The organism is Pseudomonas sp. HR96 (assembly GCF_034059295.1).
Classification (GTDB): Bacteria; Pseudomonadota; Gammaproteobacteria; order Pseudomonadales; family Pseudomonadaceae; genus Aquipseudomonas.
Genome location: NZ_CP139142.1, coordinates 22,460 through 35,378, shown reverse-complemented (window position 1 = coordinate 35,378; position 12,919 = coordinate 22,460). Strand labels below are relative to the sequence as shown.

Here is a 12,919-nt window from a genome sequence, read left to right as displayed (position 1 = left end):
TGGTTTTCATGCTGCAAACGCCCATCAAATTGTTGCTCATCGAGGACAGCGTCAACGACGTAGAGCTGACGCTGTTGACCTTGGAAGCTAATGGATTGGTGATTAAGCCTGTGGTGGTGCACGATCATCACGGGGCAAAAATGGCGCTCGAGCGCCAGAAGTTCGATGCCATTTTGTGCGATTACCTCTTGCCGTCTTCATCGGGCATGGAGGTCTTCGATGTCGCCCAGGAAATGGCGCCGGCGACACCTTTCATCTTCCTCTCGGGTATGTTGGGCGACCAGCCGGCGGCCGAGGCGCTTCGCCGCGGGGCAAGTGACTACGTACTCAAGCAGAACCTGAAGCTGCTGCCCAAGACCCTCAGGCGTGCGGTAACTGAAGTCCAGGAACGAGAGCGTCGAGTCAAAGCTGAACTGGCTTTGGAAGAGGTGGAAGCCCGGGCGCGTCTGGCCATCGAAGCGGCCGACATGGGGGTGTGGGAGCTCAACCTGACAACGATGCAAGTGATCTGGGATGAACGTAGCAAGGCGCTGTACGAACTGCCCCCGAACACTGCGCTGGATCTTGAACAGGCACTTGACCGAACCCATCCCGATGATCTCAAAGCCCTCAGCGCTAAGGTTGACCGAGCGCTTCAGGCCGAGTCCAGCTTTACCGCTGAATATCGAATCGTGCTGCCTGGCGACCGGACCAAATGGATTTACTCCAATGGCCGATCTATGTTCAAGGACGGCCGATGTATCCGCTTTTCTGGTGTTATCCAGGACGTCACTGAACGCAAGCAGGCTAGTCGGGCCTTGGAAATGCACAACGAGGCCTTGGGTGAGCGAGTCGAGCAAAGAACCCGTGAGCGCGATCGTACCTGGGAGTTGTCCAAGGAGCTGCTGGCCGTCCTGCGTTTTGACATGACGCCTGTGGCGTTCAACCCCGCTTGGAAGGCCACCTTGGGCTGGTCTAGGGCAGAGATGGAACGCATGCGTCTGTGGGAGCTGATCCACCCTGAAGACCTAGACGCCACCATCCGCGAAACTCACGGTCTTGCCCAGGGCAACGTTTCCACACGTTTCGTGAATCGGCTGCGACACGTCAATGGACAATACCGCTGGCTCTCCTGGACGATCGTTCCCGAGGCCGAGTTGATGTATGCCGCAGTGCGGGACATCACCGAAGAGCGTCAGGCCTCGCAGGCCATGCAGGCGCTCAACGAGCGCTTGCTGGAGCAGATTCGCGAGCGTGAGCAGATCGAGGCAACACTTCAGCAGATGCAGAGACTGGAGGTGGTGGGCCAGTTGACTGCCGGCATCGCTCACGACTTCAACAACTTGTTGACGGTGATTCTTAGCGGCACCACGCTGGCCAGAAAAGCCTGCGAGCGCGGAGACCTGGCCAAGGTTGCATCTCGCCTGGATAACATCCAGGGCGCTGGAGAGCGCGGTGCCAGACTCACAGCACAGCTGTTGTCGTTTTCTCGCAAACAGCGCCTTGATCCGGTGCCAGTGGACCTCAATCAAACCCTGACCGGGATGCAAGGCTTGCTGGTCAAGGCCTTGGGACCCAGTGTGTGGCTTGAGACGGTTCTGGCAGAGGATCTGTGGACCGCATCAGCCGACCCCACGCAGACTGAAATGATCATTCTCAACCTGGCCATCAATGCCCGCGATGCCATGGGGTCGGGGGGAATGCTCACCGTCGCCACCCGTAACGAAGTGGTCGAGGCTTCGCCTGTACGTACGGAAAATCCGGAGCCTGGCAGCTACGTGGCGGTCAGTGTCACTGATACCGGAAGCGGCATGCCGCCTGAGGTTCTCAAAAAGGTCTTCGAGCCGTTCTTTACCACCAAGGCTGTGGGCAAGGGCTCAGGCCTGGGACTGGCTCAGGTGTTTGGCTTCGCCAAACAGTCAGGTGGTGGGGTGGCTATCGAATCGACCGTCGGCGAAGGCACAACGGTCACCGTTTATCTGCCTCGCATAACCAGTAACCAAAGCCTAACGGATGAGCTTCCCACAAATGCTCAACCGGCACCGTCACGCGATCTGACCATTCTCTTGGTGGACGATGATGATGCAGTTCGGGCGTTGAGTGCCCTGACGCTGGAGTCGCTGGGCCACACGGTGATTCAGGCCAGCAGCGGCGCAGACGCGATCAGGATGCTGAGTTTCGAGATCGATCTGGTAATTACTGACTATGCGATGCCAGGCATGTCCGGGACAGAAATGGTCAAGGTGTTCGAGCCTGTTTTCCCCCACCTGCCGGTACTGTTCATCACGGGGTATGCCGACATCACTTCGCTGGGCATGGCCGATGCGATCGTGATCCAGAAACCTTTCAGCGAGCAGGAACTGCAGGCTAAGATTAGTAATCTGATGTCCCAAGCCGTTGTGTTCTAGGCAAACGAAAATTATTTGATCTTTTCCAGCTGCCCCCTAGTCATCTGTTTACCATTGCTGCGTCATGGGAATGGGTGCGTCTGTTTGCCTTCTTCAAGCCCCCGCTTAGGCGGAGTTTTTTTCGTCTATTCATTTGGCCGCCACAGAGATTACTCTCGACGGTTACCGGACGTCGTCCGCATGTGCAACCAGACGTGCTGAGGCTGCAAAAGCATGAAGCGGCACAGCCGGCTGTCGACCACTTGGGCATCCTGCAGCGCCTGCACATAGCCGATGCAGAATTAGTAATGCTGCTCGCTGGCTGCGAATGATAGCTCGCGCGCAGGGCTAGGACACCGGCAACCTATGATGCATATACGGAGTCTGGCAGTCCCGAGGAAAGACGCGTAGTGGGGCGACCGGTGAAGGAATCGAATGCAAGGGTCTGCGTCTGGAGGTCAGACGCGACGGGCTGAAAAGGCTCGATAACGGTTTTTATCACTAGTAATTCCGACTTCTGTCTAAGCACTTTTATGAGCAGGTCTCTAAGCGGCGGCTATGATCATTTGAAGGCTTCGGATCCATCATCATGTGTGGGATAGGTCGTCTGGATACTATCTTGCACCATCCATTTTTTCATATTTATCCTTCCTTGCTTTGCGAGCGACGTGCAGGATTAATACTCGCTAGACGTAGGAGGAAATATGGCCACATTGGAAGAAGCCCTCAGTAGCCTAGACCCACAGATCAAGCACAAGCTCAACCTTGCAGGAGATGATGCATCGCTGCTGCTGTATGACCCCTCGATTCCAGCTTTTGCCCAGCGGCGGTTGGTTGGTAGCGAGATCCACAATTAGTCACAGTTTCGCATGATCGTGCTTTATGCGGTCAATGAGCTGAGCCTCAAAGGCTCCCATGCCGAATTGAAGATATTACCTATGTGGGACTCTTCGTAGGAAGGTGGGGATGAGCGGGTTTAGCACTTGGGCTTAGCTTTTCTCGATCTATAATTGATATATTCCGTGGGAGTTTCCGTTAGGCAAAAACGGATTGACATGAGTGGAGGTTAAATCTGAGACGGGAATTGCAATACCGACAAACAGCCCGCTGAGACATTTTTATTTATGAAATATTTTTTTTACGGGCTATAGAAGCCCGTAGATCTGTTGCTGATGCGTGGCCAATTGCTAAGTAGGGACTGTTCCCAAGAGATGTAAATGTCCGAATCACCTCCAGATCGTCGCACACAAATATTATTGGAGTGGCACAACGCGCTTGAGGATACCCAGGCACTGTCTCAGTCGCCTGAGGCCTACACACTCTGAAATTTATCGAAATGACCGCAAAAGCTTTCACCGACCGAAAACTACGTGTGCGGATTTTTGTGAGTTAAAGAAAAAAGCCGACCTAGCCCAGCAATCTATAATTCAACCGCTCGAGTAAGCTTGAGCGATTGCTTCGACACAGCTACTTGCACTATTGGGACGCCGGCGTGCTGCCATGGCTGAAAGCCTGTGGTGATAATGATGCCCTTCTGGATTAAGATGGATCGAAGGTATTTTTCCAACGCGCATGTCCACGCGCACATACTTGCATGCGACAAGTACCTTCAACTCATACAGGTCCTCGGTATCCATTTCAGCCCACCGGTTGAGGCTGATCAGGTCAAGGAGACGAAGGTGTCTGGAGTCGTAGTTGTTCATGGAGTTCAAAAATGAGACGAGTTGGATTGATGGCATTATGCCTTCTTCCGCGTCACTCAGTTCAGATATCAGACGTATCGAGCTAAAATATTGCACAGGTTTATTTTGCTCGCAATAAATAACTTTTAGAGGCAGGTTTTGCACGGGTGCCCACCCTGCGTCCTGTCTGCATAGCCGGGCAACAGCTCCTCCAGGGTTTTTCTCTTCTTTAGTTATTTTACTCCAGAGGACGATCAGGGGTGGTATGGCAGTCATCGCCCTAAGCTCTGCCATTTCTTGAATGTCTGTATGGCAGCCTGTATCGCCTTGTTGGCATCGGACTCAAGATGCAGATATACGGCCTCATCCGAAGTGGGGGCGAGTCTGACCATCAAATGAATCGTACACTTCAAGGATAGACCCAAGGTGGGGTGCGAAAAGCGGTAGATAACCGCATCGCTGCACGGCTCTGTTTGAACATCGAGCGTTGGATGTGCCTCACGGACACGATTGATCACTTCCGTACTTTCAATAAAGTCGGACACCATCTGCATTTTTCCTGGAACTGTATTGACACCCAGATGAGGCTCCAACGAAGCACTGCAAACATCCTATGACGTCAGCCGGCTTCTCGCCGGCCCGCCAGCGATGGACCCCATCGTCCAATCCTACCAATGTCATACGACAGGCCTAACAATCTCGTGCCAGTTTTCGCTTTCTGGCAATGCGATCAAACACTTCCTGTCGGTGAATCGAGATGTTGACAGATGCCTGTACGCCAATTGCCACCTGGGTTCCTTTGACCCCGCTCACCGAGACGAGGACCTCATCGCCGATCATTATTTTTTCCCCAACATTTCGAACCAATATCAGCATATTCTCCTTCCTCGCTGTTTGCTCGGTTCCCCGGCAGCGCCCATCATCTTGCACTGACAAGACATCAGAACCTGAGGCGGCATCATCCGTTCAATAAACAGCTCGGGCTTGGACCGCGTCACGCAGATGCCAAGGCCTTCGGCAACCCACAGAGCGTGTTTGTCATAGGGGCAAATGGAGCCACGCGTCTTTTAGCGCTCAAATATAAGTAACGCAAATTTTAAGTTGCATGTGCGATCTGAACAAAATCGACAAATATGTGTCAACTGGCCACTTACCTTTAAATGTCCGTTTGCCATGAAGTTGACCTACTGCGAGTTTTCCCTCTTGAGCACCCTGGAATTAGATAAGCCGTGTATTGTCGATACTTTTGATTTTGCCGCTTCACTCGTCTTGCATGAACGAGGCCTGGCGCTTTTGTCGAACGAAAGCATCAAGGAACGCACAACGCTGACGCTTACGTTGATCGGCCACGCATACTTGTCTGTGCACTTGGTGAAACCGGTGTCCTCGCTGTGACGGTAGCGAGAACCAAATCCTGCACTTAGGAGGTCCTGTGGCTCGGGCCCGGGCAGGGTTCGACGGACTCTACAGTGAACTCCATGATCCGATAGCAGTTCAGATCGGGAAGAGACAGGGCGGGACAGGACACTGCAGATTAGTGTCGAGGGAGCGAACTGGTTCGCTTTGCCGTGATTCGCTTAGCCATAGGATTTGAGAGAAATCTTTCCCCATTTACCCATTCTTGGCTCTTCGTTTTTGGACTATCAATGCCACAGGTACCCTCATGAGCATTCCTTACCTGCCCCTTGAGCGGTGGCAACGATTATGGATTGTGGAAAATGGCCTTTTGCGCTGCAGGCAATGCGGAGCACTGTTGCGGGAGTGGCAGGCCCGTAAACCGTTCATTCACTATCCGGGCTGCGCCGCTCGAGGGGCGGATACGCAATATCCGCTACGTGATCTGATGAATTTGCGACAAGCCATCAATGAACTTGGCTTGCCGTCCGAATGACCCTTCTCCGACCTCACATGCCCATCCCTGGGCATGAATAAGTGTTTCACCGATCCAAGACCTGACGGAGCTTCAGGGCCAGCTCACGCAAGGTGAAGGGCTTTGGCAATAGAGCCACGCCTCGATCCAGCATGCCGTTGTGCACGATGGCGTTGCGGGTATAGCCCGTCGTGTAAAGCACCGGCAAGCGCGGCTTTGAGTCGTTGACCTTGTCGGCCAGCTGTTTGCCCGTCATTTCGGGCATGACCACATCGGTAAACAGCACAGTGACCTCGGGGTGTTCGTCCAGGATCTGCAGCGCAGCCTTCCCCGATCCCGCCTCCAGCAGCTGGTAACCCAGCTCACGCAGCAATTCGAGGGTAATCATTCGCACCTTGAGGTCATCTTCCACCACCAGCACGCATTCGTGCTCCGTTGCCCGCGGGAGATGATCGTCCTGGAGGACCAGGCGTTCGGATGGTTGCGCGTCACCCAGGTAACGAGGGAGATAGACCTTGGCGGAAGTCCCGAAGCCCAATTCGGAATAAAGCTTGATGTGGCCTCGCGACTGCTTGGCAAAACCGTATACCTGGGCCAGACCTAGGCCAGTGCCTTTGCCAACGTCTTTGGTGGTGAAATAAGGTTCGAAAACCCGGGCTAGCACCTCCGGCGGTATTCCGTCACCGGTATCGCTGACCGCCACCATGGCATATTCGCCCGCCTCGATCTGCTCCTGGCTGGCATAGCTGTCGTCCACGTACGCGTTCCCGGTTTCCACCGTGATGCGGCCGCCGTCGCTCATGGCATCTCGCGCATTGAAGCACAAATTGAGCAGCGCCTGTTCCAGACTGCCGAAATCGGCAAAGACCGGCCACAGACCGGCATGGCGGACAAACTCCAGCTTGATGTTGCTGCCCAGGGTGCGTTGCAACATGTCGGACATGCCGGTCACCAGACCGTTGAGGTCAACCGGCTCCGGCGACAACGGCATTTGGCGAGAAAAGGCCAGCAGACGGTGGGTCAACTGGGTAGCCCGAGTCGTCCCATCCAGGGCTAGCTCGATGAATTGCTCGACCTGCTGTTCCCCGCGGGCCAGGCGGGTCTTGAGCAGGTGCAGACCACCCACCACGATGGTCAGCATGTTGTTGAAGTCGTGGGCAATACCGCCGGTAAGTTGCCCCACGGCTTCCATTTTCTGCAGCTGCCGGACCTGGTCTTCAGCCGCAGCCTGCCCTTCGCGAGACTTTTTCAGCTCACCCTGCGAGGTACTCAGTTCGATATTCCTGAGTCGGACGTCGTCTCTGAGTTCGATGGCATCCTGCTCATAGCGGCTGGATTGCTTATGCATGGCATCCACATCGGTACAGGTGGAAAACCAGCGAACAATCTGTCCGGCGTCATTGCGTATCGGCAGGGCGCGGCACAGAAACCAGTGCTCTTGGCCGTTACCGTCGTGCATCTGAAAGGTATCCTCCCAAGCGGACAGGTTCTGGATGGCTTGAGCGCGTTCTCGTGCAACTCGCTCGCGCGTCACCTGGGGAATCAGCGTCTGCCAGGCATTGCCGGTAAGTTGCTCATGCGAGCGCCCGCTGAACGTCAGCCATTGGCGATTGAAATACAGGTCCTGCCCCTGCATATCGGAAATCCAGACCAGTTGTGGGATCGTGTCTGCAATTTCCTGAAACTGGTCATGAAGCTGCTGCACGGCGCGGAGAGTACGCTTTTCGGTTTCGATCCGATCGGTGATGTCGCGCAAGATCTTGATGACGCCGATCAGGTGGCCGTCCTGCAGCATCGGCATCATACGCCGCTGGCCCAGAAGCGCTGGCCATCGGCGCGCAAGTGCCAGCGATCATCGTCCGCACGACCTCGACTAACGGCGCCGCCGATTTCTCGCTCGGGCACACCATCGGCGCGGTCTTCAGGGGTGAAGATCTGCTGCAGGGACTGGCCGAGCATCTCTTCCTTATTCCAGCCGAAGATCAAAAAGGCGCCCTCACTCCAGTCGGTGATCCGTCCCGAAGCGTCAGCGGTGATGACGGCATAGTCGAAGGCGCTGTCGAGAACAAGTCGGTTGTGCTGCTGGCTCCGGGAAAGCTGCTCTTGGAGCTGCGCCACTTCATTGCGCAGGCTGGTGACTTGAGCTGAAAGATCGTGCAAGGACAAATGAAGTACCTAAAGTGAGTGTGGCAAATAGCCGCAATAGGTTACAACTGCGCTAGAAGTCAAGGAACTCCCCGAGAAGCCCTGCCGCTCTCGTCCCGACCAATGGATTGGGCTGAATCAAGAGATTCCTGGATGGTTTGTTCGGTGTCGTTCGCCTTACTTGATTGAGCACAGCCACAGCGGTGAACGGCCTGGACGCAAGTGGCGATATGTTAAGCTCGCGCTTCGTCGGCAATGTGTCGGCAAAGATGAAACAAATCTCAGGCTCACCGTTCTATCGGTCATATCGAATCAGTATTAGGCCGGATCTGTGCCCCCTATCATTCTCCTTGTCGAAGACGACAGCACCTTACGTGAGGTGGTGGCCGACGCACTTTCCATGCTTGGAGCGCGAGTGATTGCCTGCCCTAACGCAGATCTGGCATTGGTGGAGCTTGAGCGGTGCGCTGCGGTCAATCTAGTACTGACAGACATTCGCATGCCTGGATATCTGGATGGCATCCAGCTTGCGCACATCGTCGCGGAGCGCTGGCCTCAACTGCCTATTATCGTCATGTCAGGCAACCGGCTGCCAAGCGACGTCCTGCCTGAGCACGCTGTCTTCATGGCCAAGCCATGGACGCTAGATATCCTTTTTGCGCATGTACACCCGCTTCTCAAGTCACGATTAAACTCCTAAGAACTTTTACCTAGCCTTTTGAAGCTGATACGGGAGGGCAGCCGGAAGCCGCCCTTCGGGCACTTTTTCCCTTCAGGCATTCTGATGTATTGTAGGCCGGCCGATTAAGCTCGGCTTACCTTGTCCTGACCCAAAATCTTGATCGTGCCCTCCAGAATTCCTCCACCTTTTGATCACCTCGGGCTGCCGGTCGAATTGCCCGACTTTGTCTACGCCACCTGGGTCGCCTGTGTCGATGAGCTAAGAACAAGCAAGAAGCTAACCCAGGCAGAACAGCTTTATCAGTTCTGCTACGGGTACGTGCAGGCGCTGGACGACGCCCGAGTAATTGACGAACGCTACAGCTGCTTTCTCAAGGTTTTTCTCCAGGATACCTGGGTCGAATTGCTTGATATTCTCCCGTAGATCACCATCGTGATTCGATGCTTCAGGAGCGCTAGTGTCCCTACCCCTCACCGCTCGGCAATTGAGCACGTTACGGGCCTTGCACCAGAGCCACCCTGCTCTAGGCGAGCTCGTCAGCGCTGTGGCCTTGGCGTTTGATGCCTCGAAAACCGACAATCCGCAATTGGCGCGGTTGATCCTCGAGCAGTCGTGTCGACGAGTCGCGGCGGGACAGCCGGACAGTCTTGAAGTGTTGATCAAGCACCTGCAGCACTTCGGGTATTTGGGCTGCTTGTCTGCGGCCCAGGTGACGCGCTTTTCGGAATCCATCTCCAAGCTCACACTGACCACTGTCACTGATTGAAGTGGTCGTTGCGGCGCCTGCTCCAGGCATCAGCGATCGAGCTGGCCGCGATCTCCATGCGTCAGCCACACTGAATAAAATCGTGATCGCGCGGTCTTGTCTTTCTAAGATGTCGCATAGCGAGTCGATTGCTCGATGCGCATCCTTAAATGAGAAGGCCTGGTCGCCTCGGCGTGGGAGTACACGCCCTTTGGCAGACCCACCGCAAGTGAAAGGGGAACTGACGAATTGCCCGATAGAGATTTGAGTCATTTGTCTCGCGAGGAGCTGGAGCGAGAGGTCCGCCAGCTACGCACACCTTCTTTCAGTTCGAAAATGGACAAGGCACGCCAGGATGCCATCTTCGACAGCGCCACTGATTTTGCGATGGTCGTGACCAACTCTGATGGGATCATCACCGCCTGGAATGCTGGAGCTCAGCATGTCATGGGCTGGAACGCCGATGAGATGTGCGGTGAGGACGCTTCGCGCTTCTTCACTCCCGAAGATCGTGCTGCCGGCCGTGTGGACCACGAAATGAACGTCGCTCTGTGTGACGGCCGCGCCACGGACGAGCGTTGGCACCTGGCCAAGGGTGACAGGCGCTTTTGGGCTTCAGGGGAGATGATCGCGCTGCGGGATGATGAGGGTCAGCATCTGGGGTTCGTCAAGATTTTCCGTGACCGCACTGCCGAGCACCTGGCGGGCCAGACGCTGCTCGAAACCGAGGATCGACTTCGACGTGCTCAGGAAGCCGGGGGAATAGGCTTGTTCTCTGTGGATCTGGCCAGCAATCAGCTGTACGCCACCCCTGAGTTTTCTCGGCTGTACGGCCTGCCTCCGGCAAAAATCTATCCGGCGGATCAGGTGGAAGCCTTGATCTTGTCTGAGGACGCCCACCTCGTCTCCAACGCGTCCCGCCGGCAGCAAGGCAAATTTCTTTCGGACGTTGAATACCGTATTCGTCGCGCGGATACGAGTGCACTGCGCTGGATAAACCGTACCGGTAAAATGGAGTACGACGAAGCTGGCCAGCCGGTACGATTTTCCGGCACAGCCCGCGACGTCACCGTCCACCGTGAGGCCATCAATGCCAAGATCGCCAGCGAAGCCCGCTACCGCCTGCTGTTCGATAACATCGACGATGGCTTCTGCATCATCGAATTCGTGGACGGTCCTCATGGACCCATGAGCGACTACGTCCATATCGAGGCCAACCCTGGCTACGAGAGGCAAACGGGTATCGCAGGTATTGTGGGACAGACGATTCGGGGTCTGGCACCCGCTGAAGCGGCAGGCTGGGTGGATCTGTACGGAGAGGTGTTGCGCACCGGGATACCCGCTCGCTTTGAGCGGTATTTCGCTGCAGCGAATCGAATGATCGAAGTCTCGGCCTCAAGGGTCGAACCTGCCTCTCGGCGGCAGGTGTCGATTCTGTTTCGTGACATTACGGCTCGCAAAGAGGCTGAAATGCTCGCTGCCGAGAACATCGAGCGCGTGCAGCTCGCGTTGGAAGCCGGGGCCATCATTGGTACGTGGTTCTGGGATATTCAAGCGGACCGATTCATTGTCGATGAGCCTTTTACCTCGGCCATGGGGTTGGACCCAGAGTGTGCTCGAGAAAGCCTGAACCTGGCTCAAGTGACCCAGTCAGTTCACCCAGACGACCTGCCTGGGCTGATGTCGGCCATTGATGAGGCCATCAGTCGCGGCGGGCACTACATACATCAATACCGCACTCGCCGGTCTAACGACCGCTACTGCTGGCTGGAGGCGAATGGGCATGTGACCCGGGACGCCAATGGCACTGCCGTGACCTTCCCTGGGGTCCTGATCGATTTGGAGGCGCGTCTGAGCGTCGAAGCTGAACGTGATCGAGCCATTGCCGCTTTACGGGCGCTGAACGAGACCCTGGAGCAACGCATCGAGGAGCGCTCTCTCGAACTCATGCGCTCGGAGGAGCAGCTTCGTCAATCGCAGAAAATGGAAGCCGTGGGGCAGCTCACGGGTGGCCTGGCCCATGACTTCAACAACCTGCTGGCCGGCATCATTGGCAGTCTGGAGATGATGGGTGTTCGCCTCGGACAAGGTCGCGTCAAGGACATCGATAAGTACACCAATGCTGCAATGGGGGCTGCCAAGCGCGCAGCCGCGCTGACCCACCGCTTGCTGGCCTTTTCCCGACGCCAGACGCTCGATCCCAAGAACACTGACGTCAATGCACTGGTTGACGGCATGCTCGAGCTGATCCAGCGGACCGTAGGGCCCAGTGTGGCTATCAAGGTCGTGGGTGCAACCGATCTGGGACTCGCACGGGTTGATCCCTCCCAGCTTGAAAATGCCTTGCTCAATCTGTGCATCAATGCGCGCGATGCCATGCCTGCGGGCGGGAAAATCGTTATCGAAACCGCGAATCGCTGGATCGACCAACAGGCGGGCTTTCGACAGGACATGCCCGAGGGGCAATATCTTTCGCTGAGCGTGTCGGACACAGGTACCGGCATGTCTCAGGATCTGATTGAAAAGGCGTTCGACCCGTTCTTCACGACCAAACCGATCGGCCAGGGCACGGGGCTTGGGCTGTCCATGATCTATGGGTTCGCCAAGCAGTCCAATGGTCAGGTCCGCATTCATTCGGTCGTGGGTGAAGGCACGACCGTGTCGATCTATCTGCCTCGACACCAAGGGGATGTTGAAACCATCGAGGCAAGCGGTACGCCGATGCTGGGCGCAGTTGCCAGCGAGGGCGAAACCGTTCTGGTGGTGGAGGATGAGTCCACGGTTCGCCTGTTGGTCACGGACGTGCTCGAGGATCTGGGGTACATTGTGGTCGAAGCTGCCGACAGCGCCGGGGGCCTGCGGGTGCTGCAGTCGAACGCTCGCGTTGATCTGCTGGTGAGTGATGTAGGACTGCCAGGGGGTCTGAACGGCCGGCAGATGGCGGAGGCCGCGCGAGTGTTGCGTCCTGATCTCAAGGTGTTGTTTATCACCGGATACGCCGAAAATGCCTTGCTGGGGGACGGCCATCTCGAGCCTGGAATGGCCGTGATGACCAAGCCCTTCGCCGTCGATACGATGGTGGCCAGGATTCGGGAGCTGCTGGCCAGGTAGCATTGACAAGTGTAAACGCTTTAACCCACTGAGTTTGGTTGCTGATGCTCTCGTCAATTAAGCAGTCCTTCACGAGAACGGTTTAACTTATATGGTGCATCGCTCTATCACGCCTTATTCTATAACTGCCGAATAGTCACAAGCAGGTGTAGAATGCATGTCGCTCGTGACTGCACCCTTTTCGGAGAAGGGGGTGAAAGTGCATCATAAGCAATTTCTGATTAGTCAAGAGTTTCTTCTTGGGCGCCCGAGAACGCGCCTTTGTATATGCCCTATAGCTCCTGAGAGTCAAACTTGGCAGTGATAGCTGGATTTTAT

At 55.8% G+C, this 12,919-nt stretch carries 13 protein-coding genes; 8 read left to right on the top strand and 5 right to left on the bottom strand.

All coding sequences use genetic code 11. The features are described from left to right. Nucleotides 1-8: 8 nt before the first annotated feature. Both SFA35_RS25200 and SFA35_RS25195 read left to right on the top strand, forming a co-directional pair. Nucleotides 9-2,387, top strand: coding sequence for a response regulator (locus SFA35_RS25200; RefSeq protein ID WP_320579534.1), 2,379 nt, complete (start codon nt 9-11; stop codon nt 2,385-2,387). Between the two features lie 683 nt (nt 2,388-3,070). Then, nucleotides 3,071-3,223: a hypothetical protein gene (locus SFA35_RS25195; RefSeq protein ID WP_320579533.1), complete on the top strand. Its 153-nt coding sequence runs from the start codon at nt 3,071-3,073 to the stop codon at nt 3,221-3,223. Nucleotides 3,224-3,793: 570 nt separating this feature from the next. Here SFA35_RS25195 and SFA35_RS25190 read toward each other — a convergent pair. From SFA35_RS25190 to SFA35_RS25180, 3 genes are all read right to left on the bottom strand, one after another. Then, nucleotides 3,794-4,213 carry a hypothetical protein gene (locus SFA35_RS25190; RefSeq protein ID WP_320579531.1) on the bottom strand — a complete coding sequence of 140 codons (420 nt, stop codon included), beginning with the start codon at nt 4,211-4,213 and terminating at the stop codon, nt 3,794-3,796. 107 nt (nt 4,214-4,320) lie between these two features. Then, complete coding sequence (locus SFA35_RS25185) at nt 4,321-4,596, bottom strand: hypothetical protein (RefSeq protein ID WP_320579529.1); 276 nt, start codon at nt 4,594-4,596, stop codon at nt 4,321-4,323. Nucleotides 4,597-4,738: 142 nt separating this feature from the next. Next, nucleotides 4,739-4,924: a carbon storage regulator gene (locus SFA35_RS25180; protein WP_320579527.1), complete on the bottom strand. Its 186-nt coding sequence runs from the start codon at nt 4,922-4,924 to the stop codon at nt 4,739-4,741. A gap of 297 nt (nt 4,925-5,221) precedes the next feature. Here SFA35_RS25180 and SFA35_RS25175 point away from each other — a divergent pair, with 297 nt between their 5' ends. Both SFA35_RS25175 and SFA35_RS25170 read left to right on the top strand, forming a co-directional pair. After that, nucleotides 5,222-5,443 carry a hypothetical protein gene (locus SFA35_RS25175; protein WP_320579526.1) on the top strand — a complete coding sequence of 74 codons (222 nt, stop codon included), beginning with the start codon at nt 5,222-5,224 and terminating at the stop codon, nt 5,441-5,443. Between the two features lie 268 nt (nt 5,444-5,711). Continuing rightward, nucleotides 5,712-5,939 carry a hypothetical protein gene (locus SFA35_RS25170; protein ID WP_320579524.1) on the top strand — a complete coding sequence of 76 codons (228 nt, stop codon included), beginning with the start codon at nt 5,712-5,714 and terminating at the stop codon, nt 5,937-5,939. 46 nt (nt 5,940-5,985) lie between these two features. On the opposite strand, the gene SFA35_RS25165 is transcribed toward SFA35_RS25170, so the two are convergent. Together SFA35_RS25165 and SFA35_RS25160 are read right to left on the bottom strand one after the other, a co-directional pair. Then, on the bottom strand, nt 5,986-7,719 hold the full coding sequence (locus SFA35_RS25165; protein ID WP_320579522.1) for a PAS domain-containing protein: 1,734 nt from the start codon (nt 7,717-7,719) through the stop codon (nt 5,986-5,988). Then, a complete protein-coding gene (locus SFA35_RS25160) occupies nt 7,719-8,084 on the bottom strand; it encodes a PAS domain S-box protein (RefSeq protein WP_320579520.1) in 366 nt (121 codons plus the stop codon). The genes SFA35_RS25165 and SFA35_RS25160 overlap by 1 nt, the downstream gene beginning before the upstream one ends. A 310-nt stretch (nt 8,085-8,394) precedes the next feature. On the opposite strand from SFA35_RS25160, the gene SFA35_RS25155 reads away from it, so the two are divergent. From SFA35_RS25155 to SFA35_RS25140, 4 genes are all read left to right on the top strand, one after another. Then, nucleotides 8,395-8,763: a response regulator gene (locus SFA35_RS25155; RefSeq protein ID WP_320579518.1), complete on the top strand. Its 369-nt coding sequence runs from the start codon at nt 8,395-8,397 to the stop codon at nt 8,761-8,763. A gap of 138 nt (nt 8,764-8,901) precedes the next feature. Beyond that, the gene (locus SFA35_RS25150) at nt 8,902-9,168 is read left to right on the top strand and encodes a hypothetical protein (protein WP_320579516.1); all 267 of its coding nucleotides are present in this window, start codon (nt 8,902-8,904) and stop codon (nt 9,166-9,168) included. A 34-nt stretch (nt 9,169-9,202) separates the two neighbouring features. Continuing rightward, nucleotides 9,203-9,511 carry a hypothetical protein gene (locus SFA35_RS25145; protein WP_320579514.1) on the top strand — a complete coding sequence of 103 codons (309 nt, stop codon included), beginning with the start codon at nt 9,203-9,205 and terminating at the stop codon, nt 9,509-9,511. A 315-nt stretch (nt 9,512-9,826) separates the two neighbouring features. Then, nucleotides 9,827-12,601 carry a PAS domain-containing protein gene (locus SFA35_RS25140; protein WP_320579512.1) on the top strand — a complete coding sequence of 925 codons (2,775 nt, stop codon included), beginning with the start codon at nt 9,827-9,829 and terminating at the stop codon, nt 12,599-12,601. Nucleotides 12,602-12,919: the final 318 nt, after the last annotated feature.